The sequence below is a fragment of the Haemophilus sp. Marseille-P9675 genome (genome assembly GCF_916862695.1).
GTDB lineage: Bacteria > Pseudomonadota > Gammaproteobacteria > Enterobacterales > Pasteurellaceae > Haemophilus > Haemophilus haemolyticus_K.
This window is the reverse complement of record NZ_CAKASP010000002.1, coordinates 299,128-322,850: the sequence shown is the minus strand read 5'-3', so window position 1 is coordinate 322,850 and position 23,723 is coordinate 299,128. Positions and strand designations below refer to the sequence as shown.

At 37.2% G+C, this 23,723-nt stretch carries 24 protein-coding genes; 12 read left to right on the top strand and 12 right to left on the bottom strand.

Annotated features, from left to right (window positions below; all coding sequences use genetic code 11):
* The first annotated feature begins 96 nt into the window (after positions 1–96).
* The 6 genes from LIX50_RS05230 to LIX50_RS05205 all read left to right on the top strand — a co-directional run bounded on the left by LIX50_RS05230 (position 97) and on the right by LIX50_RS05205 (position 7,283).
* The gene (locus LIX50_RS05230; RefSeq protein WP_048952793.1) at positions 97–660 is read left to right on the top strand and encodes a nitrate reductase cytochrome c-type subunit; all 564 of its coding nucleotides are present in this window, start codon (positions 97–99) and stop codon (positions 658–660) included.
* 11 nt (positions 661–671) lie between these two features.
* Complete coding sequence (locus LIX50_RS05225) at positions 672–1,274, top strand: NapC/NirT family cytochrome c (protein ID WP_048952794.1); 603 nt, start codon at positions 672–674, stop codon at positions 1,272–1,274.
* 155 nt (positions 1,275–1,429) lie between these two features.
* Positions 1,430–2,254: a cell division protein FtsN gene (ftsN, locus tag LIX50_RS05220; protein ID WP_048952795.1), complete on the top strand. Its 825-nt coding sequence runs from the start codon at positions 1,430–1,432 to the stop codon at positions 2,252–2,254.
* 139 nt (positions 2,255–2,393) lie between these two features.
* Positions 2,394–2,960: a TetR/AcrR family transcriptional regulator gene (locus tag LIX50_RS05215; protein ID WP_048952796.1), complete on the top strand. Its 567-nt coding sequence runs from the start codon at positions 2,394–2,396 to the stop codon at positions 2,958–2,960.
* Between the two features lie 29 nt (positions 2,961–2,989).
* A complete protein-coding gene (locus LIX50_RS05210) occupies positions 2,990–4,186 on the top strand; it encodes an efflux RND transporter periplasmic adaptor subunit (protein WP_048952797.1) in 1,197 nt (398 codons plus the stop codon).
* Between the two features lie 19 nt (positions 4,187–4,205).
* A complete protein-coding gene (locus LIX50_RS05205; protein WP_048952798.1) occupies positions 4,206–7,283 on the top strand; it encodes an efflux RND transporter permease subunit in 3,078 nt (1,025 codons plus the stop codon).
* 74 nt (positions 7,284–7,357) lie between these two features.
* On the opposite strand, the gene proB is transcribed toward LIX50_RS05205, so the two are convergent.
* On the bottom strand, positions 7,358–8,461 hold the full coding sequence (proB, locus tag LIX50_RS05200) for a glutamate 5-kinase (RefSeq protein ID WP_048952799.1): 1,104 nt from the start codon (positions 8,459–8,461) through the stop codon (positions 7,358–7,360).
* A 100-nt stretch (positions 8,462–8,561) separates the two neighbouring features.
* On the opposite strand from proB, the gene folA reads away from it, so the two are divergent.
* The gene (gene folA, locus LIX50_RS05195) at positions 8,562–9,050 is read left to right on the top strand and encodes a type 3 dihydrofolate reductase (RefSeq protein ID WP_048952800.1); all 489 of its coding nucleotides are present in this window, start codon (positions 8,562–8,564) and stop codon (positions 9,048–9,050) included.
* Here folA and tadA read toward each other — a convergent pair whose 3' ends face one another.
* From tadA to ampD, 6 genes are all read right to left on the bottom strand, one after another.
* Positions 9,051–9,584, bottom strand: coding sequence for a tRNA adenosine(34) deaminase TadA (tadA, locus tag LIX50_RS05190; RefSeq protein WP_048952801.1), 534 nt, complete (start codon positions 9,582–9,584; stop codon positions 9,051–9,053).
* Positions 9,584–10,435, bottom strand: coding sequence for a thymidylate synthase (locus tag LIX50_RS05185; RefSeq protein ID WP_048952802.1), 852 nt, complete (start codon positions 10,433–10,435; stop codon positions 9,584–9,586). The genes tadA and LIX50_RS05185 overlap by 1 nt, the downstream gene beginning before the upstream one ends.
* A 9-nt stretch (positions 10,436–10,444) precedes the next feature.
* Complete coding sequence (gene lgt / locus LIX50_RS05180; RefSeq protein WP_413465842.1) at positions 10,445–11,248, bottom strand: prolipoprotein diacylglyceryl transferase; 804 nt, start codon at positions 11,246–11,248, stop codon at positions 10,445–10,447.
* An 8-nt stretch (positions 11,249–11,256) separates the two neighbouring features.
* A complete protein-coding gene (locus LIX50_RS05175; protein ID WP_048952804.1) occupies positions 11,257–12,054 on the bottom strand; it encodes a sulfite exporter TauE/SafE family protein in 798 nt (265 codons plus the stop codon).
* Positions 12,048–12,644, bottom strand: a complete 597-nt coding sequence (rppH, locus tag LIX50_RS05170) for an RNA pyrophosphohydrolase (protein ID WP_048952805.1) — start codon at positions 12,642–12,644, stop codon at positions 12,048–12,050. Before rppH ends, LIX50_RS05175 begins: the two co-directional genes overlap by 7 nt.
* Before the next feature lie 525 nt (positions 12,645–13,169).
* Positions 13,170–13,724 carry a 1,6-anhydro-N-acetylmuramyl-L-alanine amidase AmpD gene (ampD, locus tag LIX50_RS05165; protein WP_048952806.1) on the bottom strand — a complete coding sequence of 185 codons (555 nt, stop codon included), beginning with the start codon at positions 13,722–13,724 and terminating at the stop codon, positions 13,170–13,172.
* A gap of 114 nt (positions 13,725–13,838) precedes the next feature.
* Here ampD and ppdD point away from each other — a divergent pair, with 114 nt between their 5' ends.
* Genes ppdD through LIX50_RS05145 form a run of 4 tightly spaced genes read left to right on the top strand, consistent with a single transcriptional unit; the run spans position 13,839 to position 17,573 of the window.
* Positions 13,839–14,279, top strand: a complete 441-nt coding sequence (gene ppdD, locus LIX50_RS05160; RefSeq protein WP_048952807.1) for a prepilin peptidase-dependent pilin — start codon at positions 13,839–13,841, stop codon at positions 14,277–14,279.
* Complete coding sequence (locus tag LIX50_RS05155) at positions 14,276–15,670, top strand: GspE/PulE family protein (RefSeq protein ID WP_048952808.1); 1,395 nt, start codon at positions 14,276–14,278, stop codon at positions 15,668–15,670. Before ppdD ends, LIX50_RS05155 begins: the two co-directional genes overlap by 4 nt.
* A complete protein-coding gene (locus tag LIX50_RS05150; RefSeq protein WP_048952809.1) occupies positions 15,667–16,884 on the top strand; it encodes a type II secretion system F family protein in 1,218 nt (405 codons plus the stop codon). The genes LIX50_RS05155 and LIX50_RS05150 overlap by 4 nt, the downstream gene beginning before the upstream one ends.
* Positions 16,884–17,573: a prepilin peptidase gene (locus tag LIX50_RS05145; protein ID WP_048952810.1), complete on the top strand. Its 690-nt coding sequence runs from the start codon at positions 16,884–16,886 to the stop codon at positions 17,571–17,573. Before LIX50_RS05150 ends, LIX50_RS05145 begins: the two co-directional genes overlap by 1 nt.
* 235 nt (positions 17,574–17,808) lie before the next feature.
* On the opposite strand, the gene era is transcribed toward LIX50_RS05145, so the two are convergent.
* From era to grcA, 5 genes are all read right to left on the bottom strand, one after another.
* A complete protein-coding gene (gene era, locus LIX50_RS05140; RefSeq protein WP_048952811.1) occupies positions 17,809–18,717 on the bottom strand; it encodes a GTPase Era in 909 nt (302 codons plus the stop codon).
* Positions 18,714–19,397, bottom strand: coding sequence for a ribonuclease III (gene rnc / locus LIX50_RS05135; protein WP_048952812.1), 684 nt, complete (start codon positions 19,395–19,397; stop codon positions 18,714–18,716). The genes era and rnc overlap by 4 nt, the downstream gene beginning before the upstream one ends.
* 1 nt (position 19,398) lies before the next feature.
* Entirely contained in the window at positions 19,399–20,448 is a 1,050-nt protein-coding gene (gene lepB, locus LIX50_RS05130; RefSeq protein ID WP_048952813.1) for a signal peptidase I, read from the bottom strand.
* Positions 20,449–20,456: 8 nt separating this feature from the next.
* On the bottom strand, positions 20,457–22,253 hold the full coding sequence (gene lepA, locus LIX50_RS05125) for a translation elongation factor 4 (protein WP_048952814.1): 1,797 nt from the start codon (positions 22,251–22,253) through the stop codon (positions 20,457–20,459).
* A 159-nt stretch (positions 22,254–22,412) separates the two neighbouring features.
* Positions 22,413–22,796, bottom strand: a complete 384-nt coding sequence (gene grcA, locus LIX50_RS05120; RefSeq protein ID WP_005628746.1) for an autonomous glycyl radical cofactor GrcA — start codon at positions 22,794–22,796, stop codon at positions 22,413–22,415.
* A gap of 266 nt (positions 22,797–23,062) precedes the next feature.
* Between grcA and ung the strand changes: the two genes are divergently transcribed.
* Complete coding sequence (gene ung, locus LIX50_RS05115; RefSeq protein WP_048952815.1) at positions 23,063–23,722, top strand: uracil-DNA glycosylase; 660 nt, start codon at positions 23,063–23,065, stop codon at positions 23,720–23,722.
* The last annotated feature ends 1 nt before the right edge of the window (position 23,723 follow it).

The window sequence follows — 23,723 nt, the reverse complement described above, 5'->3', positions numbered from 1 at the left end:
GTCATAGTAAAATAATAGAAATATGGCCGCACTTTATCGTATTTTTTAACGGCTTATGCCAATTTTGTGAAAATAAATTCACAAATGGAGTGAAAAATGAAAAAGATGATGGCCATGATTATGGCATTATTGGGATGTTCAGCCATGCTTCATGCTGAAGTTTATCCGAATACTAATGTAGAAGTGGTGAAATCAGGTGTTGAAAATGCACATGAAGCGATTCAACCTGAGTTTAAAAATAACCTAAAAGATACAGGTATCCAACCTCGTGATATGCTTTTTGCACCTCCTGTAGTACCACACAGTATTAAAGGGATGCAAGTGAGTAAAAACACAAACCGTTGTTTAGAATGCCATAATGCTGATGTAGCTCAACTTGTTGGCGCTACTGTACCAAGTAAAACTCACTTTTATGATCGTGAAGGGCATTTAGGCGATACAGTCTCTGCACGTCGTTATTTCTGTTTACAATGTCATGTTCCACAAACTGATGCAAAACCGATTGTTGAACAAACATATCGCTCTACGCCAGGTTATGATAGAAAAGCAGATCAACCGTTACCACAAGTGACTAAAACGCCTGAATATAAAGAAAAATTTGAGGAAACGCTCAAAGAATTTGGTCATTCTTCAGATAAATATTTGAACCAACATCATTAAGGTGAGCAAAAATGAAAAAATTAACAAATTTAATTAAATCTTTTTGGCATTGGTTCAGAACACCAAGCCGAATTGCAGTGGGAACAATCATTTCACTTGCATTTATTGCAGGAATTTTGGCTTGGGTAGGCTTTAATTATGGTCTAGCTGAAACCAATACAGAAAAATTCTGTTCAAGCTGTCATACAAATGATGTTTATCCTGAATATTTGCATAGTACCCATTTTCAAACACGTACAGGTGTAGGCGCGAGCTGTCCAGATTGTCATGTTCCACATGAGTTTGGTCCAAAAATATTGCGTAAAATTGTTGCAGCAAAAGAAGTTTATGCATTTTATACTGGTAAAGTGGATACTATTGAGAAATTCAATGAACGTCGTTTACATATGGCTGAAAATGAGTGGGCACGTATGAAGGCGAATGATTCTCAAGAATGTCGTAACTGCCATAAAATGGATCGTATGGATCGTTCTCAACAAAAAGGAGTAGCGGCGAAGATGCATAAGTTCGCTGAAGAAAATGGTAAAACTTGTATCGATTGTCATAAAGGTATTGCACATAAGTTACCCGATATGAAAGATGTCGAATCAGGATTTAAGAAAGAAGAGAAATAATTCTTTCAGCAATGTATAGGAAAAATACCGCACTCTTTAAAAGTGCGGTATTTTTTTATCTGATTTTTATCCTAGAAAAAAAGTGAATTTTTCAGTAAAATCGTCGAGTTTCATAAAATGATTAAAAAAAATTACTCAAAGTTTAGGGATTTATCGTGGCTCATCGAGATTTTGTTGCGCGTCGTGGCGTAAATAAGAAAAAAGGAAAAAATAAGAATATTTTAATTGGGATGATGATTGCAGTTGTCTTTGTATTTGGTATTGGGCTTTATTTCCTGAAAAATAAAACAGAGGAAAAAGCAGTGAAAGAAATTATTCCTCAAACAGAAAAAACGCAGCCTAAAAGTATTTTACCTAATCGTCCTGAAGAAGTTTGGAGTTATATTAAAGCATTAGAAACGCGTACAGTGCCTGTTGATGATAAGCCATCAAGTGTAGAAAAAAATATGCGTTTAACAGAAGAACAACGTCAAGTCTTAATCCAAATGGAGAAAGATCAAAAAGCAGCAGAGGAAGCTCGTAAATTAGCTGAACAACAAGCAGCTCAAGAATCTACTAAGGTTGATAATTTATCAAAAAGTACGGTGGTTCAGCAATCATCACCGGCTAAAACAGAGCAAGTCAAAAAAGTGGAAACCGTAAAAATTGACACTCTTAGCACTGAAGCCGAAAAAAAAGCTAAACAAGCTAAATTAGATACAACGAAGAAAGTGGAATCTATTAAAACTGTTGAGCCAGTTAAAACTACAGAGAATGAAAATAGCAATAAGAAGTTTGGTTTACAGTGTGGTGCTTTTAAGAACCGAGCCCAGGCTGAAAGTTTACAGGGAAGATTGGCAATGACAGGTTTGAATGCACAAGTACAAGTAAATGGTGAATGGAATAGAGTACGAATTGGAAATTTCGCCAATCGAGATGCAGCAATGCAAGCTCAGAGTAAAGCAAAGGGTGTCGCAGATTGCGTGGTGATTGGTATGTAATCAATCAGTTAATTTTACAGGTTAAGTGCGGTGATTTTTCACCGCACTTTTTTTGTTCTTTGACTTGCTAAAAAACAAAAAAACAATAAAATGAACGTTCATTCATTTGGTGTATCAATATATTTTATCTAAGGATTTTATGCGACAAGCAAAGTCTGATTTAACTGAGCAAATTTTTCTAGCTATGGATCGCTTGATGGCAAAAGAAGGTTTAAATCAACTTTCTATGCATAAGTTTGCAAAAGAAGCGAATATAGCAGCTGGCACCATTTACCTTTATTTTAAAAATAAAGATGAATTGCTTGAACAATTTGCTCATCGTGTGTTTGCGATGTTTATGGCGACGCTTGAAAAGGATTACGATGAAACAATGTCTTTTTTCGAGCAATACCGACGGATGTGGTGGAATATCTGGTATTTCCTGAAAGAACATCCAACAATTTTATCAAATCTGAATCAATACCAATCTTTACCAAACTTTATTGAAGTTTGTAAGAAAATGACAATTAATAGCCGCTGGGAGCTTTTTTGTAAAAAAGCTCAGCAGGCTGGCATACTTGCTATTTTGCCAAATCATTTACTTTTTTTATTAAGTTTAAAAAGAGCGGTGATTATTGCATCTGAGCTTAAGTTTTTTGATGTAGTACTTACTGAGGACATTTTAGAATCTATCATTGAACGCTCTTGGCGAGCAATTCAGAAATAGTCGTTATCTTTTATTACGGAGCTTTAAAAATGAGTCAAACTCAATCTCAGAGACCAAAACGTTCACATGCTTTCTTTATGAAAGTGATTTTGGCTGTTTTTGTCTTAATTTTTGCGGGCGTTATTGCTTTTAGTTTTATTCGCAACATGATGATTGGAAAATTTCTAGCCAATATGCCTGAGTCAACGAATCCAGTAACTGCCTTAGAGGTTAAGCCTAGCGAATGGACACCTGTAATTAATACAACAGGTCTTGTTCGTCCAAATCAAGGGGCAATGTTAAGTGCACAAAATGCGGGGAGCGTTTCACATGTATTTGTTCAAAATGGACAATCAGTGAAAAAAGGTGATCGCTTAGTGGAGCTAGATAGTTCTGTTGAACGTGCAAGTTTACAAGCTGCAGAAGCTCAACTTCCAGCACTTCGTCAGACTTATCAACGTTATGCAAATCTTTTAAAAAGTAATGCGGCATCTCGTCAAGATGTTGATAATGCAAAATCAGCATATGATGCTCAACTAGCCAATATTGAATCTCTAAAAGCAACCATTGAGCGCCGTAGTATTGTTGCGCCATTTGATGGAAAAACGGGTATTGTTAAAGTTAATGTAGGGCAATATGTCAATATTGGTACAGAAATTGTTCGTGTAGAAGATACGAGTTCAATGAAGGTTGATTTTGCTATTTCTCAAAATGAATTAGATAAATTACATATTGGTCAACGTGTTACAGCAACGACGGATGCGCGTAAAGGCGAAACATTTTCAGCTCATATCACGGCGATTGAACCTGCAATTAATTCATCAACGGGTTTGGTTGATGTACAAGCTACTTTTGAACCCGAAGATGGTCGCCAATTACTTTCTGGTATGTTTTCTCGATTACGCATAGCCTTACCTACAGAGAAAAATCAAGTTGTCGTTCCCCAAGTCGCAATTAGTTACAATATGTATGGTGAAATTGCCTATTTATTGGTGCCATTATCAGACAAAGATAAAGAAAAATTATCAGGTAATGATAAATTCGATCGTTTGTATCGAGCTAAACAAATCACTGTATTTACGAAAGATCGTCAAGGTATTTATTCTCAGTTACAAGGTAATGAGATAAAACCAGGTGATAAAATTATTACAGGGGGGCAGCAAAATATTAGCAATGGTAGCCTTGTAGAATGGATTGAAAAAGACATTGTTGGTGGCTCTGAGCCCGCTAAAAAGACTAATCTTTAATTCAACTTAGGAAATACGAATGAAATTTACTGATATCTTTATTCGTCGCCCTGTTTTAGCGATTTCAATTAGCTTGCTTATTATTATTTTAGGATTACAAGCGATTTCAAAACTGGCCGTGCGTGAATATCCTAAAATGACAACTACCGTAATTACGGTAACGACAGCTTATCCAGGTGCAGATGCAAACTTAATTCAAGCTTTTGTGACATCTAAACTTGAAGAGTCTATTGCTCAGGCGGACAATATTGATTATATGTCATCATCAAGTTCACCTAGTGCATCTGTCATTACAGTGAAAATGAAATTAAATACCGATCCTGCAGGAGCATTAGCTGATGTGCTTGCTAAGGTAAATGCGGTACGTTCTGAATTGCCACAGGGTATTGAGGATCCAACAGTGGCTTCCTCTTCAGGTGGTACGGGGATTATGTATATTAGTTTCCGTTCAAAAAAATTAGATTCTAGCCAAGTTACCGATTATATTAATCGTGTGGTGAAACCTCAGTTCTTTACAATAGAAGGTGTTGCCGAGGTACAAGTATTTGGTGCGGCAGAGTATTCGTTACGTATCTGGCTTGATCCTGAAAAAATGGCTGCGCAAAATCTTTCTGCGCCTACGGTGATGTCGGCGCTATCTGCAAACAATGTACAAACTGCTGCGGGTAATGATAATGGCTATTTTGTTACTTATCGTAATAAAGTTGAAACCACAACAAAATCAGTTGAGGATTTAGGCAATTTAATTGTTAGTACTAAGGGTAATGAGCTTGTTCGGTTACGAGATATCGCCACGATAGAATTGAATAAAGAAAATGATAACTCACGCGCAACAGCGAATGGTTCTGATTCTGTGGTGTTAGGGATCAACCCTACTTCAACAGCGAATCCATTAACTGTTGCTGAAAAAATTCGACCGCTCTTTGAAACGATTAAGCAGCAACTCCCTGATAGCATGGAAGCCGATATTCTCTATGATCGTACGATTGCGATTAATAGTTCCATACATGAAGTGATTAAAACGATTATCGAAGCGACAGTTATTGTATTAGTCGTCATTTTGATGTTTATGGGTTCACTTCGTGCGATTTTAATCCCAGTTTTAACCATTCCAATTTCATTAATTGGCGTGCTAATGATGTTACAAAGTTTGAATTTTTCTATTAACTTAATGACATTATTAGCCCTTATTCTAGCAATTGGTTTAGTCGTAGATGATGCGATCGTTGTACTTGAAAATGTGGATCGTCATATTAAAGAAGGTGAAACACCATTTCGAGCGGCAATTATAGGAACACGTGAGATTGCTGTGCCTGTTATTTCAATGACGATTGCGCTAATTGCAGTTTATTCTCCGATGGCGCTTATGGGAGGAATTACAGGAACGCTGTTTAAAGAGTTTGCATTAACGCTTGCTGGAGCTGTGTTTATATCCGGTATTGTAGCATTGACACTTTCACCAATGATGAGTAGTAAGTTACTTAAAGCTAATGTCAAGCCAACGAAACTGGAACAACGCGTAGAACATACACTAAGTAAAGTAAATAAAATTTACGATTATATGCTTGATATTGTCATGCAAAATCGTAAATGTATGCTTACATTTGCTGTGGTAATTTTTGCAACACTACCTTTCTTGTTTAATTCACTGTCCAGTGAATTGACACCAAAAGAAGATAAAGGCGCATTTCTGGCAATTGGTAATGCCCCATCTAGTGTTAATGTTGACTATATTCAAAATGCAATGAAACCATATATGAAGAATGTGATGGATACACCTGAAGTTTCATTTGGTATGAGCATTGCGGGGGCGCCAAGTTCTAATGGCTCACTTAATATTATTACCTTAAAAGATTGGAAAGAAAGAGATCGTAAACAAGCAGCAGTAATGAATGAGCTGAATACGAAAGCAAAATCAATTCCTGAAGTATCGGTATCTGCGTTTAATTTCCCTGAAATAGATACAGGCGAGCAAGGCCCTCCAATTGCCATTGTGTTAAAAACAGCACAGGATTACAAAGCGTTAGCAAATACAGCTGAAAGCTTGGAAAAAGCTATGAAAGCATCAGGTAAATTTATTTATACTAATTTAAATTTGGCCTATGATACGGCCCAAATGACGATATCTGTAGATAAGGAGAAAGCTGGAACTTATGGTATTACGATGCAACAAATAAGTAACACGTTGGGGAGTTTCTTATCAGGTGCAACGATTACTCGAGTGGATGTCGATGGGCGTGCTTATAAAGTGATTTCGCAAGTAAAACGAGATGATCGTTTATTTCCAGAAAGCTTCAAAAACTATTATTTAACAGCATCAAATGGACAATCTGTACCATTAAGTAGTTTAGTTAGTATGAAACTAGAAACGCAGCCAATGTCATTAGCTCGTTTTAGTCAATTAAACTCTGCTGAAATTGGTGCAGTTGCGATGCCAGGTTCATCTACAGGTGATGCGATAGCGTGGTTGCAGGATTATTTCAAAAATAACTTACCGCAAGGATATACTTATGATTTTAAATCAGAGGCTCGCCAGCTTATTCAAGAGGGGAATGCACTTGCGGTGACATTTATTTTAGCCGTTATCATTATTTTCCTGGTTCTTGCGATTCAATTTGAATCAATACGAGATCCAATGGTTATTATGATTTCGGTGCCTTTAGCAGTAAGTGGAGCATTACTCACATTAAACTTATTGTCTTTTTTCCAAATTGACGGAACGACATTAAATATCTATTCGCAAGTTGGATTAATTACATTAGTCGGTTTAATTACCAAACATGGTATTTTAATGTGTGAAGTGGCAAAAGAAGAGCAGTTGAATCATGGTAAAACGCGTATTGAAGCAATTACATCAGCTGCGAAAGTACGTTTGCGTCCGATCCTTATGACTACTGCAGCAATGGTAGCTGGATTAATTCCATTACTTTATGCTACGGGCGCTGGGGCTGTATCTCGTTTTAGCATGGGGATTGTTATCGTAGCAGGATTATCTATTGGGACAATTTTCACTTTATTTGTCTTACCAGTAGTTTATAGCTACATTGCAACAGAACATAAGCCATTACCAGAATTTAAAGAAGATTTAACAAATTGATACACATAAAAATTATGTAAAAAAAACCGCACTTTGGTCAATGAGCAAAGTGCGGTTTTTTTAGTTAAAACATTTTATAAAATAATCAAATCATCACGGTGCATCGCGACAGAGCCATATTCATAACCAAGAATACATTCAATCTCTGTCGAGTTTTTACCTTTAATCAGTTGTAATGCATCACTATTATAACGAGGCATACCAAGCGCAATATCTTTACCGGACTGTGTACGAATCTTTACAACCTCACCACGAGAAAAACATCCTTCAATTGCAATAATACCAGCAGGGAGAAGCGATTTGTTTTGTATTAACATTGCATGTTCTGCACCATCGTCAATTGTAATAATGCCAGCGGAAGGGGCTGCAAAAAGCCATTGTTTCCGACTTTCTAAACGATTAGATTGATGAGCAATAAATTTTGTACCAATATTATGGTCATAAGCTAAATCAGCAATTACATTTGGCTGATTGCCTGGCGCAATAATTGTTTCAATACCTGAACGCGTTGCAACATCAGCAGCGATAATTTTTGTCATCATTCCACCTGTACCAAGATTTGTCCCTGAACCTCCTGCAATGGCACGAATATGATCGGTGATTTGTTCTACGATTGGAATTAATTTTGCATCTGGGTTTTTACGCGGATCACTATCAAATAATCCTTGCTGGTCTGTGAGTAGATAAAGTTGTTCAGCTTGAACAAGAATAGCCACTAATGCAGATAAATTATCGTTGTCACCGACCTTAATTTCCGCTGTTGCAACAGCATCATTTTCATTTATCACAGGAATAATTTGATTATCTAACAGGGCATGTAATGTATCGCGAGCATTGAGAAAACGTTCACGATCTTCAATATCCGCACGGGTTAATAAGATTTGTCCAATATGAATATCATAAATAGCAAATAATCTTTCCCAAGCCTGAATTAATTGGCTTTGACCTACTGCAGCAAGTAATTGTTTTGATGCGATTGTTGGGGGTAAGCTTGGATGATTTAAATAGTGTCTGCCAGCCGCAATTGCGCCCGAAGTAACGATAACGATTCGAAATCCATCATGGTGTAATTGCGCAATTTGACGAACAATTTCCATCATATGCGGTGAATTTAATTTTGGAGTACCTTGTGTTAGTGTACTTGTTCCAAATTTTACAACTATTGTTTTTTTAGTCATAAGTTTTTCCAAGTTTTTTATTTATATTTTTACGTTATCACTAAATCAATGAAAAATCACTTAATATCAGGTATAGTAAAGTAAATTTTAGGGGAAATTTATGACATTGAGTTTAATTGTAGCGACAACCTTGAATAATGTGATTGGTAAAGATAATCAGATGCCTTGGCATTTACCTGCAGATTTGGCATGGTTTCGCCGTAATACAACAGGTAAGCCCGTAATAATGGGGAGAAAAACCTTTGAAAGTATTGGTAGGCCCCTGCCAAAACGAATTAATATCGTACTTTCTCGTCAACCGTTTGAACATGAAGGGGTGATTTGGAAAAATAGTTTTGAAAGTGCGGTTAATTTTGTGAATGATTGCGATGAAATTATGCTAATCGGTGGTGGTGAATTATTTAAACAATATTTACCAAAAGCGGATAAACTTTATCTTACACAAATTCAATCTGAAATTGAAGGAGATACATTTTTTCCTACACTTGATTGGAACGAATGGATCGTTAAATTTGAAGAATATCGTCAGGCTGACGAAGATAATGAGTATGATTGTCGATTTTTGATTCTTGTTCGTAGCGAAAAATAATTATCTTTCTTCATAAGATGCTACATGCAATTGTTGTTTTTGTTTTTCTGCTTTTTTCTGTTCACGGCGTTTCTGAAAAAATGCGCTTAATTTATGACTACACTCTTCTGCTAATACACCAGATGTAATCTCCAGAGTATGATTCATCTTATAATCATCAAAAAAATGGAAACGTGATCCAACAGCCCCAGTTTTATAATCAGAAGCGCCGAACACAAGGCGTTTAATTCTGCTATGCAAAATTGCCCCAGCGCACATTGTGCAAGGCTCTAATGTCACATAAAGCGTAGTATTCAGTAAACGATAATTTTGAATATTTTTCGCGCCATTACGCAAAGCGATGATTTCAGCATGTGCGGTAGGATCGCTTTGAACAATGGAAAGATTCCAACCATCTCCAATAATATTTCCAGCATCATCTACCAAAACCGCTCCCACAGGAATCTCACCTAATGCTTCCGCTTTATCCGCAAGATTAAGGGCATAGCGCATCATTTTCTCGTCAAATTCTGACCGCACTTTTGCTACATCCATTAGACGGAAAAAGGATATTTAATCGGATCATGAGATTGATAGCCAACAACTTTGAAATCATCCATCGTGACCCAAGTTTCTAAATCTTCAAGGCTTTTTATATCTGGATTGATTTCTAATTTTGGCAACGGGAAAGGCTCGCGTTTAAGTTGCACATCACACATTAATTCAAGCTGATCTTCATAAATATGCGCATTCACAATTTTATGATATGCCTTGCCTGCTTTTTTGCCCGTAATCTGAGCCATAAGTGCCAAGAAAGTAAACACCTGAATTTGATTGAAATTCAATCCAAGCGGAACATCACAGGAACGTTGATAACTAGTAAGATGTAAAGTATCGCCCACAAGAGAAAAAGTATGCGTATGCATACAAGGACGAAGACAACCAAGATCAAATTCCCCAGGGTTAAAGAAGGTTAAAATTTCCCCTCTATCATCAATGCCCTTTGTCAAATTATTAACAATTTTGCGTAGCTGATCGATGGTTTCACCATTAGGCTTACGCCATGCTCTGCCTTGCACACCATATACGCGCCCCATATCGTCAACACCTCTACGGTGCGGATTCGCAAGCCATGCGGCATTTTCATTCGCATTGGCATCCCAAGTTTTAGTACCAAGTGCGCGGAAATCAGCGGCATTGTCATATCCACGAATATAACCTAAAAATTCAGCAATGGCCGCTTTCCAATAACTTTTACGCGTGGTAATCAGCGGAAATTGATTATTAGCCACATCATATTCTAAATCCGCATTAATAACGGTGAGACAGCGCTTACCTGTACGCTCATTGGCAACCCATTCACCTTCATTAACAATGCGACGGCAAAGATCAAGATATTGCTTCATAAAAATCTCCTATTTTATTACCGCACTTTTGCGTGAATACGCCCAAGCCATAATTAAGGCACCACCAATAATCATCGGTAAGCAAAGCGCTTGTCCTCTTGTAATGACCTCAAAGAAATTTTCAACTTCAGGTTCACGCACATATTCCACAATAAAACGAAAGACGCCATAACCAATTAAGAATAAGCCTGCAACAGAGCCCATTGGACGTGGCTTTTTAATAAAAATATTCAGAATTGCAAACAACACTATGCCTTCTAAAAAAGCTTCATAAAGTTGTGATGGATGACGAGGAAGTAATAGCGGATCATTCGGGAAAATCATTGCCCAAGGCACATCCGTTTCGCGTCCCCATAGCTCAAGATTAATGAAATTACCAATTCTCCCTAAACCTAAACCAAACGGAATCAAAGGCGCAACAAAATCAGCCGTTTGCCAAAAACTGCGTTTTTGTGAATAAGACGTCCAAATCATGGCAACAATGACGCCTATTAAGCCGCCATGGAAAGACATTCCTCCTTCCCAAACACGGAACAAATAAAGCGGCTCTTGTAAGAAACGATCCAAATTATAAAAAAATACATCACCAACACGTCCACCAATAAATACGCCCATAAAACCGTTGAAAAGTAAGGTATCAACTTGATCCACTGTCCAACCACTATTTGGGCGATTAGCACGGCGAACCGCAAGCCAGCGTGCAAAAATAAAACCCAAAAGATACATCAAACCATACCAACGTAAGCCGATATTACTATCGCCAAGAGTAAAAATAGTTGGATCAAAATGTGGAAGTGTTAGGTATTGATTCATAATTTCCCTTATTTTAGAAACATATTAATAGCAATAGCGATTAGTAATACTGCAAAACCTTTTTTCAATGTAGTTACAGGCAGTTTTGCAGTGGCATTTGCACCAAGTTTTGAAGTGAAAAATGATGTCGTAGTAATACCTACAACAGCAGGTAAGTAAATATAGCCTAAAGAATATTCAGGCATACTAGGATTACCTAAGCCTCCTAGCATAAAACTAAACATCCCAGATGTGCCGAGTAGCATGCCACAAAATGCCGAAGAACCAATAGCCTTTTTCATATCAATACCACGTGAAGTTAAAAATGGTACGATAAAGCCGCCTCCACCGATACCCGCGGCACTGGATGCCATACCAATTAAAATGCCACCAATAATGGAAGATAAGGTAGTTAAAGGTTTTATTTTCTTATGTGATTTAGGTTTAATAGATAACACCATTTTTATGGCAAGATAGATAACTAGGCAGGCAAATAATTTTGATGAAATATCACGATCCAGTTTTCCGATAAAAAAACCGAAAATAAAGACAGTTAGCATGATGGAAGGTGCAAGAATCTTTACTGCTTTCCAGACAACATTACCTAATTTATGGTGACGTTGAGCTGATGAAAATCCAGTGATAACAATAGTGGCAAAAGAAGTACCAAGTGCAGTAGACATGAGAAGCGGTTCAGGGACTCCCATAATGGGTAGCAGATAGACTAACGTAGGGACAATGACTAATCCACCACCAATACCAAAAAGACCCGCTAAAAAGCCTACAACAGCGCCAACTAACAAGCAAAGTATGAGAAAAGTTAGCATGAATTATTCCTTGTTTTATAAAACGGACGTTTAGAATATTTCGATGTATTACGCTTTTTATTATATGAATAATGCTTTTGTTCTGTATCATATATAGTCGTATGAATAGGAGGATTATCTGAGAACAATACGTTAGAAAATTCCTTCATTGCCTTACGATATACATCCTTTTTAAAGGACACAACTTGGCGAACAGGATACCAAAAACTTACCCAACGCCACCCATCAAATTCTGGTGATTTGGTTGTTTGCATATTGATATTTTTTTCATCGCCGACAAGCTGCAACAAAAACCAGCGTTGTTTTTGCCCTATACACATCGGTTTACTGTCATAGCGCAACAAACGCTTTGGTAATTTATAGCGCAACCAATGCTTAGATACATATAAAATGCGCACATCTTTAGGCTGTAGACCAACTTCTTCGTACAATTCACGGTACATCGCTTGCTCGGCACTTTCATTATCATTAATGCCACCTTGCGGAAACTGCCACGAATTTTGCCCACAGCGCTTCGCCCAAAGCACTTGCCCGTTGCGATTACAAATCACAATACCCACATTTGGACGGTAGCCATCAAAATCGATCACTATCGTTTTACCTTAAATTTTTCATATAAAAATAGTCTGCAGATTGTTTCATAAATCAGTGTTTTTATCAACCAAAGGGCGGATTACGCAATAAAATACACAGATTGTGGATAACATTGTGAATAACAGATTTCTGATTGTGAATTGATCACGTAAAAACGGGGAAGAATCCTTATCACATCAAACTTAAAACTAAATTGAGTTATTTCCAATCAAAAGATCTTAAACAAAAATAAACCGCACTTTTTAGATACAAAAATAGAAGAAAGTGCGGTAAAAAAATACAATTTTTAAAGGGACTCCATCCACCAAAGATCTTTTAACTATCTCTTTGAGTTATTCAATATTTCTGTGGATAAAATTGTGGTTGAGAAAATCCATAATGTTGTATAACTCAAACAAACCTTTCCAAGATAATTTCAAGAGAAAATTTATCCATTTAAATTCAATAACTTAGCGATAAAACATAACAATATTTTTAATACACAGAATCCTCTAATTTTTGATGTCTAATTTTTAAACAAATTATTTTAGGCTAGCAAAATAACGTTCCCAATCGAAATATTGACCAGGATCGATCTTACGTCCTGGCGAAATATCACAATGCCCAACAATTCGTTCTTTCGTAATTTTAGGGTAATTTTTCATGATTAAGTTAGTAAGCTCTTGTAATGCCAAATACTGCTCATTAGTAAAAGGCTGCTCATTACTACCTTCTAACTCAATTCCAATGGCAAAATCATTACATTTTTCTCTCCCTTGAAAGCTAGATAATCCAGCATGCCAAGCCCTTTGGTTAAAATTAACATATTGTGTGATTCGCCCGTCTCGTTCAATCAAACAATGGGCAGAAACACGCATTTGATGAATTTCTTCAAAATAAGGGTGAATCTTAGGATCTAATTTTCCTTGAAAAAAATCATCCACATATCCGCCACCAAATTGTTCTGGCGGTAAGCTAATGTAATGGATCACAAGAAGTGAAATATCCTGTAAATCTGGACGTTCATCAAAATGCGGAGATGGAATTTGTCGACAATCAGTCAGAAATCCTTTCTTAATATCTTTTATTTTTCGCATACATTTTTCCTATTTTTGCGATCAGGATCGCAGAAAAAGTGCGGTCTGTTTTACAAAACAATTTTCCCTTTTCACAATATTTCAGCCAATAAAGGCTTAACGAAAGGAAAATAAATGAAACTAACTACACAAACTACCTTGAATAAAGGGTTTACTTTAATTGAATTGATGATAGTCATCGCTATCATCGCGATTTTAGCTACTATCGCTATTCCTTCTTATCAAAATTATACCAAAAAAGCAGCAGTATCCGAATTACTGCAAGCTTCTGCACCTTATAAGTCCGATGTGGAATTATGCGTTTATAGCACAGGCAAACCTTCCAGTTGCTCGGGAGGAAGCAATGGAATTGCAGCTGATATTACAACAGCAAAAGGCTATGTAAAATCAGTGACAACAAGCAACGGTGCAATAACAGTAACTGGCACTGGTACATTAGATGGAATGAGTTACACACTCACGGCTGAAGGCGATAGTGCAAAAGGCGTTACATGGAAAACCACCTGTGGCACAACAGATGCCGATATTTTCCCTGCTGGGTTCTGTTCAAAATGATCGACTTAACTGGTGCAAAACCTCGTGTAAAAGCACAAAATGGCGAGATATTTACGATCTCGCCAGATTTATGGGGGCGTAATCAGCAACAACAGTCTCTGCTCTTACGTTATTTTGCTTTACCACTTAAAGAAGAAAATAATCGCCTTTGGTTAGGTGTAGATTCCCTCTCTAATCTTTCTGCTTGTGAAACTATTGCGTTTATAACCGGTAAACTTGTTGAGCCAGTTTTATTAGAAAGCACTCAACTTAAAGAACTATTACAGCAACTTGCCCCTAATCAACTTCAAGTGGAAGAGCAAGTTAAATATTACCAACATCAAGAACAGCCTCATCTAGAACAACAAGATGATGAGCCTGTCATTCTCTTGCTTAATCAAATTTTTGAATCTGCTTTACAAAACAATGCCTCAGATATTCATTTGGAGACCTTATCGGATCATTTCCAAGTGCGGTTTAGAATTGACGGTGTTTTACAAGCTCAATCTCCACTTAGTAAAAATTTGGCTAATCGAATTATTTCTCGCCTAAAACTGCTCGCTAAATTAGATATCAGTGAAACTCGCCTTCCACAAGATGGACGATTTCAATTTAAAACTACGTTTTCCGATATTCTTGATTTCCGTCTTTCAACGTTACCAACCCATTGGGGAGAGAAAGTTGTCCTAAGAGCACAGCAAAATAAACCAGTAGAACTCAGCTTTTCTGAACTAGGCATGACTGAAAGTCAACAGAAAGAATTTCAACGCGCGCTTAGCCAACCACAAGGATTAATTTTAGTAACTGGCCCAACAGGAAGTGGGAAAAGTATCTCACTTTACACCGCACTTCAGTGGCTAAATACGCCTGATAAACATATTATGACCGCTGAGGATCCCATTGAAATTGAGCTTGATGGCATTATTCAAAGCCAAATTAATCCACAGATTGGATTAGATTTTAGCCGTCTATTGCGCGCTTTTTTGCGTCAAGATCCCGATATCATTATGCTAGGTGAAATTCGCGATGAAGAAAGTGCAATGATTGCACTACGCGCTGCCCAAACTGGACATTTGGTGCTTTCAACTTTACATACCAATGATGCAATATCTGCCATTTCTCGCTTACAACAACTCGGTATTCAACAACATGAAATTGAAAACAGTTTACTGCTCGTCATTGCACAGCGTCTTGTACGAAAAATCTGTCCAAAGTGCGGTGGAAATTTAATAAATTCTTGTGATTGCCATCAAGGTTATCGAGGTCGAATCGGCGTGTATCAATTTCTACATTGGCAGCAGAATGGCTATCAAACGGATTTTAAAAATTTACGTGCGAGTGGTTTAGAAAAAGTTAGCCAAGGCATAACGGATGAGAAAGAAATTGAACGTGTGTTAGGTAAAACTTTATGACTAAAAAACTCTTTTATTATCAAGGTAGTAACGCATTAAATCAGAAACAAAAAGGCTCAATTATTGCGGATACGAAACAACAAGCACACTTTCAATTAATAAGCCGCGGGCTTACTCACATCAAATTACAACAAAACTGGCAATTTGGGGCAAAGCCCAAAAATTCAGAAATCAGTGAATTACTCAATCAATTAGCGACATTGCTACAGTCCGCAATTCCGTTAAAAAACAGTCTGCAAATTTTGCAACAAAATTGCACTCAAATTATGCTCAATGAATGGCTTGAACGACTGCTTCAATCCATTGAATCTGGTTTAGTATTCTCACAAGCCATTGAACAACAAGGGAAATATCTCACTCAACAAGAAATTCAACTGATTCAAGTGGGAGAAATGACGGGCAAACTTTCCGTTGTTTGTAAAAAAATAGCCACGCATCGTAGCCAATCTTTAGCATTACAACGCAAATTACAGAAAATTATGTTGTACCCGTCAATGGTGTTGGGAATTTCTCTATTATTGACACTCGCATTACTGCTTTTTATCGTGCCTCAATTTGCTGAAATGTACAGTGGCAATAATGCTGAGTTACCAACAATAACCGCAATATTGCTCTCTATATCCAATTTTCTTAAGCAAAATATTGGCATTTTGCTATTTTTCGCTTTTAGTTGTTTTCTATTTTATAACTTCTATCTAAAACGCCAGACCTGGTTTCATCAACAGAAAAATCAACTTATTTCTATCACGCCTATTTTTGGCACAATTCAAAATCTTTCACGTTTAGTGAACTTTAGTCAAAGTTTACAAATTATGTTGCAGGCTGGCGTACCGCTTAATCAAGCACTAGAGAGTTTTCTCCCTCGCACACAAACGTGGCAAACCAAGAAAACGCTTGTAAATGACATCGTATTAGATAAAGAAGTGCGGTCAATTTTACAATGGGTTTCTCAAGGTTATGCCTTTTCTCATAGTGTAAGTAGCGATCTTTTCCCGATGGAAGCACAACAAATGCTACAAATTGGCGAGCAAAGCGGAAAACTCGCTTTGATGCTAGAGCATATCGCGGATAATTACCAAGAAAAACTTAATCATCAAATTGACTTACTCTCACAAATGCTAGAGCCATTAATGATGGTGATCATCGGCAGTCTGATTGGAATTATTATGATGGGAATGTATTTACCTATCTTTAATATGGGCGCAGTGATTTAATGATTTACTTAGCCTCATTTTTATTCGGCGGGATTAGTGGCGTAGTTTTATGGTGTTATGTATCAGTGTTTATTACTTGTTTACAGAAAGATATTTACGATGCTTATATTGAATTGTTCCCAGAAAATGCCCCATTTTTTCAACCTGATGCTTCGACAATTCAACAGAAAAAGTGCGGTCATATTTTAGTTTACTTTTTTAGTGTCGGTTTTTTATTTCTCTTTTTGCATTTGATATTAAAAAATGAATCCCTCTCATTATGGGCTGGAGTAGTACTTCTTATGCTTTGGACAATGAGTTACCTTGATTGGCATTATCAACTTATTTCTCCAACGCTTTGCTTAGCATTATTTGCTTTAGGCGTATTAGGGGCTTATTTCTATTTTTCCCCCTTATCGTTAATCGAAAGCTTGCAAAGCTCAGCTGGTTTTTTCTCTGTTTTTGGTCTTATCTATGGAGGGGCAAAAGTTTATTATGGCAAGGAAGTTTTTGGTAAAGGTGATTGGTGGTTGTCATTAGGGATAGGTAGCTTTATTCCATTGTCACATTTACCACACTTTTTACTCATAGCGTGCTTATTAGGAATCGTTTTTACATTGGTTTATCGACGAAAATCCCAATTCTTACCCTTTGCACCTTTTATGTGTATATCGGCAATCGTGTTATTTATTGTCCAAATTTATACTTAATTGTACTATTTATGCCAAAATAATTTAAACATAGGACGTCTATTTACCACATTTTATAATCAAAGCTTGTTAGTTGGATTCCTCCGCAATTTTGATCCCTATATAGTAGATAAAAGACTGAAAAAGTAGTTGCTAAATTGAATCAATAGGAAAAATAAAAGGATATTTTTTATGGAAAAATCACATTATGCCTAGCATAATGCGATTTTAAGAATATTAGAAATATCACCGCACTTTATTCATCCATATATCCTAAACTACGCAGTGCACGTTCATCGTCAGCCCAACCTGATTTTACTTTCACCCAAAGTTCAAGATGGACTTTATTATCAAATAAACGTTCCATATCAGTGCGCGCTTCCATACCAATAGTTTTAATTTTCTGACCGCCCGCACCAATTACCATTTTTTTCTGACCTTCACGTTCAACGAGAATTAATCCATTTATTTCATAAGTGCCACGTTCATTCACTTTAAATTGTTCAATTTCAACAGTAACAGAATAAGGCAATTCTTCCCCCGTAAAACGTATTAATTTTTCACGGATTATTTCTGATGCCATAAAACGTTGTGAACGATCTGTGACATAATCTTCTGGAAAATGATGCACACCTTCGCGTAAAGATTGGCGTACAATTTTCTCTAATTCATGAACATTATTACCACGCTGTGCAGAAATTGGCACAATGCGAGCAAAGTTAAATTTACTGCTAAGTTCCGTAATAAACGGTAACAAATCATCTTTATTTTTGATGTTATCTACTTTATTAATAGCTAACACAACCGGTGCCTTTGCATTGCGTAATTTGTTTAGCACCATCTCATCATCTGCATTCCAGTGTGTGCCATCTACGACAAAAATAATTAAATCAACATCGCCTATAGCACTACTTGCTGCTCGGTTCATTAAGCGGTTAATAGCACGTTTCTCTTCAATATGAAGTCCCGGCGTATCCACATAGATTTCTTGATACGTCCCTTCAGTTTTAATCCCTACAATACGGTGACGCGTGGTTTGTGCTTTACGTGATGTAATTGAAATTTTTTGTCCTAAAATTTTATTTAAGAGCGTTGATTTACCCACATTTGGGCGACCTACGATAGCAATAAAGCCGCAATAGGTTTTGTCGAATTGTTCGGTCATTTGATGTCCAGTTCTTTTAAAATTTGTTCTGCTGCCGCTTGTTCGGCTTTACGACGGCTAGATCCTTTTGCCACAAAAGTGCGGTCAATTTTATCCGCACTTTTCACTTTGCATTCAACAGTGAAAATTTGGCAATGGGCTTCCCCTTGAATATTTACCACTTCATAAGTTGGCAATGGCAGATGTTTACCCTGTAAATATTCTTGTAAACGAGTTTTCGCATCTTTTTGGTTATCACCCGGTTTGATTTCAGCCAATAATTGTTGATACCAATTTCGAATCACTTGAGTCGTCACAGCCAATCCTTGATCCAAAGACATTGCACCTATAATCGCTTCTACACAATCGGCAAGAATAGATTCGCGGCGAAAACCACCGCTCTTTAGTTCACCAGAACCAAGTGACATATAATCGCCCAATTCAAATTGACGTGCTAAAATCGCTAAAGTGGGTTCTCTCACCAAAGTAGCACGCATACGGCTCAGTTCACCTTCATTACAACGTGGAAACTGATGATAAAGCGCCTCAGCGATAGTAAAATTAAGGATAGAATCGCCTAGAAATTCTAGGCGTTCATTATGTTGAGTCGCCGCACTTCGATGCGTAAGTGCCTGCTTTAAGAGCGCAATATTATTAAAACGATAGCCGATTTTACGCTCAAGTCGATCTAAATGATTCATCTTATTTTATTGCTGTAAAGAAACGATCAAAACGGAAACCTGTTGGCCATTCATTCGCTTCTTTTTCTAAGCTCATCCAAATATAAGTGGCTTTACCCACAATATTTTTTTCAGGCACAAAGCCCCAGAAACGGCTATCATCGCTGTGATCGCGGTGATCCCCCATCACAAAATACTGCCCTTCTGGCACAAGCCATTCTGCAGTTTGCATACCTTCTTGTGGGAAAAACTCAGGACCTGAATAACGACGATATTCACTAATTAATATATTGTGTGTCACATCACCTTTTTCAGTCAATTCTAATTCATTAGGAAAGGCAGGATTTGTTGGATTCTGGGTATATTCAAACACCTTGGTTTCGCAATCAATTTCACAAGGTTTACCTTCTTTGCCATATACCACTTTTAACGTTTTTTGTTCCGCATCAAAAATGACGCGGTCTCCGCCCTTTCCAACAATACGTTTAATATAATCAACACCAGACATATTATCTTTTGAACTTAACGCAAGATTTTCTGCAAAAGCAGCTCGAGTTGCACCTAGACCCGTACGAATTAAAGCTTGTTCAGGTGCCTTGAATACAATGACATCCCCACGTTGAGGTTTATTTCCAGCAATAATTGTATTTTGGAAAATAGGATCTTTGATGCCATAAGTATATTTGTTTACGATTAAAAAATCGCCCACTCGTAGGGTTGACTCCATTGAGCCAGAAGGAATTTGAAATGGTTCGAATAAAAAAGAACGCACTAAGAATACGACAGAAAGTACTGGAAAAAGAGATGATAAAAATTCAGAAGCCTCAGAAACCGGTTCAATTTTTGCTTTTTCTTCATCTGTTAATGCCTGACCTGAACGCTGTTCAGCACGTGCGATTTTACGATTCCGTTTTGGCGTTACCACAAAATAATGGTAGCACCATAAGACCCCTGAAAGTGCGGTCAAAATTAGCAGTACAATACTGAATGTGTTTGGTAATTGGAAATAATCCAATAATTTCCATACTCCAAAACCAACAGCTAGTAAAATCACAAAAAATAAATTTGACATAATTTTCCCTATTTATCTTTTCCTACATGTAAAATTGCTAAAAACGCTTCTTGTGGTACTTCTACATTACCTAAAGATTTCATACGTTTTTTACCTTCTTTCTGTTTCTGTAAGAGTTTTTTCTTACGGCTCACGTCTCCACCATAACATTTTGCTAATACGTTCTTACGTAATTGTTTTACCGTAGAACGGGCAATAATGTGGTTTCCAATCGCTGCTTGAATAGCAATATCAAATTGCTGACGAGGAATTAACTCACGCATTTTTTCAACCAATTCACGACCACGATATTGTGAATTATCTTTATGAACGATTAAAGCCAAAGCATCTACTCGTTCGCTGTTAATCATAATATCCACGCGAACCATATCTGCAGCTTGGAAACGTTTGAAACCGTAATCTAATGAGGCATAACCACGGGATGTTGATTTTAAACGGTCAAAGAAGTCTAGAACAACTTCGCCCATTGGAATTTCATAAGTCAGCGCAATCTGATTACCGTGATATACCATATTAGTTTGCACGCCACGTTTTTCCACACAAAGAGTAATGACGTTACCTAAATATTCTTGCGGCACCAACATATTACATTCTGCAATCGGCTCGCGGATTTCAGCAATATTATTAAGCGGAGGTAATTTCGATGGACTATCGACGTAAACCACATCACCATTCGTTAATTGCACTTCGTAAATTACTGTTGGTGCAGTAGTGATAAGATCTAAATCATACTCACGCTCTAGACGCTCTTGAATGATTTCCATATGTAAAAGACCAAGGAAACCACAACGGAAACCAAAACCAAGTGCGGTAGAATTTTCTGGCTCATAGAAAAGTGAGGCATCATTTAAGCTTAATTTGCCGAGAGCATCGCGAAACGCTTCATAATCATCAGAACTTACAGGGAAAAGTCCAGCATAAACCTGCGGTTTTACTTTTTTAAAGCCTGGTAAAACTTCAGTTGCAGGATTATGTTGAAGCGTTAAAGTATCCCCAACTGGCGCACCTAAAATATCTTTAATTGCACAAACTACCCAACCAACTTCACCGCATTCTAAAACGGCAGTATCTTCTTGTTTTGGCGTGAAAATCCCTAAACGGTCTACATTGTAAGTTTGTCCTGTAGACATCACTTTAATTTTATCGCCTTTACGTAAGACCCCGTTTTTAATGCGAACTAAAGATACCACGCCCAAATAGTTATCGAACCAAGAATCAATAATCAATGCTTGTAATGGTGCATTAGGATCGCCTTCTGGTGCAGGAATTTTTGCAACGATTTCTTCTAATACATCTTCGATACCGACCCCCGTTTTAGCAGAGCATCGAACCGCTTCCATCGCATCAATTCCTACTATATCTTCAATTTCTTCTGCTACGCGTTCAGGATCTGCTGCAGGTAAATCGATTTTGTTTAAAATCGGCACCACTTCTAAATCCATTTCGATTGCGGTATAACAGTTTGCTAAGGTTTGAGCTTCTACTCCTTGACCAGCATCGACTACCAACAACGCCCCTTCACAAGCAGCAAGAGAGCGAGACACTTCATAGGAAAAGTCCACGTGTCCCGGTGTATCGATAAAGTTTAATTGATAAGTTTCGCCATCTTTGGCTTTATAATTTAAAGTAACACTTTGTGCTTTGATGGTAATTCCACGCTCACGCTCAAGATCCATAGAATCTAGCACTTGCGCTTCCATTTCGCGATCTGAAAGGCCACCACAAGTTTGAATCAAACGGTCAGAAAGCGTCGATTTACCGTGGTCAATATGGGCAATAATAGAAAAGTTGCGAATATTCTTCATAAAAGATAGTTTTTCTCAAAAAAATCAATAAATTTAACTGGCGGATTGTACCTGAAAAGCATAGAAATCGCTAGGGATGAAAGGGAAAAGTGCGGTCAAATTTTAGATAAAACAAAACCCCGAATGACTTCAGGGCTTCTTTTTTCATTCAAGCTGAAATTATAGGCTTTCAGTGAAAGTACGAGTGATAACGTCGCGTTGTTGTTCTGGAGTTAAAGAGTTGAAACGTACTGCGTAACCAGAAACACGGATAGTTAATTGTGGATATTTATCTGGGTTGTTTACCGCATCTTCTAAAGTTTCACGACGTAATACATTTACGTTTAAGTGTTGGCCACCTTCAACTTTAACAGTTGGCGCTACGTTTACTGGTAATTCACGGTATTCGATTTGACCTAATTCGCTAACAGCAACAACTTGGTCTTCAGCGAATTCACCTTTTGCACATAAGCAACGTGCTTCATTTTTTTCGCTGTCTAATAACCAGAATGAATTAAGCAAATTGTCATTTGCCGCTTGAGTAATTTGAATACCTTTAATCATAATAGCCTCCTAATTGGCATTGAATAATCATAAAAACTGTACAAATTTTATCAAATAATTTGAAGGTTTCAAATTATTTTAGATTTTTTTGATAAAGAACAGGTTATCTTTTTAGGATAATTTTAAAAAATTGATCTAAATTAAGTTTTGGTCATTTCTATAGCGGTTTATTTAAAATTGTTTAACATTAATTTAACTTTTAAGCTTTTTATTGCCTTAATTTTTTTGTTTATAATAAGAACAAACTTATTAATAGGATCAAAATAATGAAAACCTGGACAGATGTTATCGGAAAAGAAAAAGAACAACCTTACTTTCAACATGCGCTACAACAGGTTCATCTTGCAAGAGCAAGCGGGAAAACGATTTATCCACCACAAGAAGATGTATTTAATGCATTCAAATATACCGCTTTTGAAGATGTAAAAGTGGTGATTCTAGGTCAGGATCCCTATCATGGTCCAAACCAAGCTCATGGATTGGCTTTTTCTGTAAAACCAGAGGTAGCTATTCCCCCCTCCCTATTAAATATGTATAAAGAACTCACACAAGATATTTCTGGATTTCAAATGCCATCACATGGTTATTTAGTCAAATGGGCAGAACAAGGAGTATTGTTGCTCAACACTGTGCTTACCGTGGAGCGTGGTATGGCACATTCACATGCTAATTTCGGCTGGGAAACGTTTACTGATCGTGTTATTGCCGCGCTGAATGAACATCGTGAAAAACTCGTGTTTTTACTTTGGGGTAGTCACGCACAAAAAAAAGGGCAAATTATTGACCGCACTCGTCACCTTGTTTTAACAGCTCCACATCCTTCCCCGTTGTCAGCACATCGAGGCTTCTTTGGCTGCCATCATTTTTCCAAAACGAATAAATATTTAGAAGAAAATGGGATAAATCCCATTGATTGGCAGATTTAAT

Bases quoted from the DNA above. Each gene is read 5' to 3' on its own strand.
- LIX50_RS05185 (WP_048952802.1), bottom strand. From the start codon at position 10,435: ATGAAGCAATATCTTGATCTTTGCCGTCGCATTGTTAATGAAGGTGAA.
- proB (WP_048952799.1), bottom strand. From the start codon at position 8,461: ATGACTAAAAAAACAATAGTTGTAAAATTTGGAACAAGTACACTAACA.
- LIX50_RS05210 (WP_048952797.1), top strand. From the start codon at position 2,990: ATGAGTCAAACTCAATCTCAGAGACCAAAACGTTCACATGCTTTCTTT.
- lepB (WP_048952813.1), bottom strand. From the start codon at position 20,448: ATGTCAAATTTATTTTTTGTGATTTTACTAGCTGTTGGTTTTGGAGTA.
- folA (WP_048952800.1), top strand. From the start codon at position 8,562: ATGACATTGAGTTTAATTGTAGCGACAACCTTGAATAATGTGATTGGT.
- LIX50_RS05230 (WP_048952793.1), top strand. From the start codon at position 97: ATGAAAAAGATGATGGCCATGATTATGGCATTATTGGGATGTTCAGCC.
- ung (WP_048952815.1), top strand. From the start codon at position 23,063: ATGAAAACCTGGACAGATGTTATCGGAAAAGAAAAAGAACAACCTTAC.
- rnc (WP_048952812.1), bottom strand. From the start codon at position 19,397: ATGAATCATTTAGATCGACTTGAGCGTAAAATCGGCTATCGTTTTAAT.
- LIX50_RS05205 (WP_048952798.1), top strand. From the start codon at position 4,206: ATGAAATTTACTGATATCTTTATTCGTCGCCCTGTTTTAGCGATTTCA.
- ppdD (WP_048952807.1), top strand. From the start codon at position 13,839: ATGAAACTAACTACACAAACTACCTTGAATAAAGGGTTTACTTTAATT.
- LIX50_RS05150 (WP_048952809.1), top strand. From the start codon at position 15,667: ATGACTAAAAAACTCTTTTATTATCAAGGTAGTAACGCATTAAATCAG.
- LIX50_RS05225 (WP_048952794.1), top strand. From the start codon at position 672: ATGAAAAAATTAACAAATTTAATTAAATCTTTTTGGCATTGGTTCAGA.
- grcA (WP_005628746.1), bottom strand. From the start codon at position 22,796: ATGATTAAAGGTATTCAAATTACTCAAGCGGCAAATGACAATTTGCTT.
- lgt (WP_413465842.1), bottom strand. From the start codon at position 11,248: ATGAATCAATACCTAACACTTCCACATTTTGATCCAACTATTTTTACT.
- tadA (WP_048952801.1), bottom strand. From the start codon at position 9,584: ATGGATGTAGCAAAAGTGCGGTCAGAATTTGACGAGAAAATGATGCGC.
- LIX50_RS05175 (WP_048952804.1), bottom strand. From the start codon at position 12,054: ATGCTAACTTTTCTCATACTTTGCTTGTTAGTTGGCGCTGTTGTAGGC.
- LIX50_RS05155 (WP_048952808.1), top strand. From the start codon at position 14,276: ATGATCGACTTAACTGGTGCAAAACCTCGTGTAAAAGCACAAAATGGC.
- LIX50_RS05145 (WP_048952810.1), top strand. From the start codon at position 16,884: ATGATTTACTTAGCCTCATTTTTATTCGGCGGGATTAGTGGCGTAGTT.
- LIX50_RS05215 (WP_048952796.1), top strand. From the start codon at position 2,394: ATGCGACAAGCAAAGTCTGATTTAACTGAGCAAATTTTTCTAGCTATG.
- era (WP_048952811.1), bottom strand. From the start codon at position 18,717: ATGACCGAACAATTCGACAAAACCTATTGCGGCTTTATTGCTATCGTA.
- ampD (WP_048952806.1), bottom strand. From the start codon at position 13,724: ATGCGAAAAATAAAAGATATTAAGAAAGGATTTCTGACTGATTGTCGA.
- lepA (WP_048952814.1), bottom strand. From the start codon at position 22,253: ATGAAGAATATTCGCAACTTTTCTATTATTGCCCATATTGACCACGGT.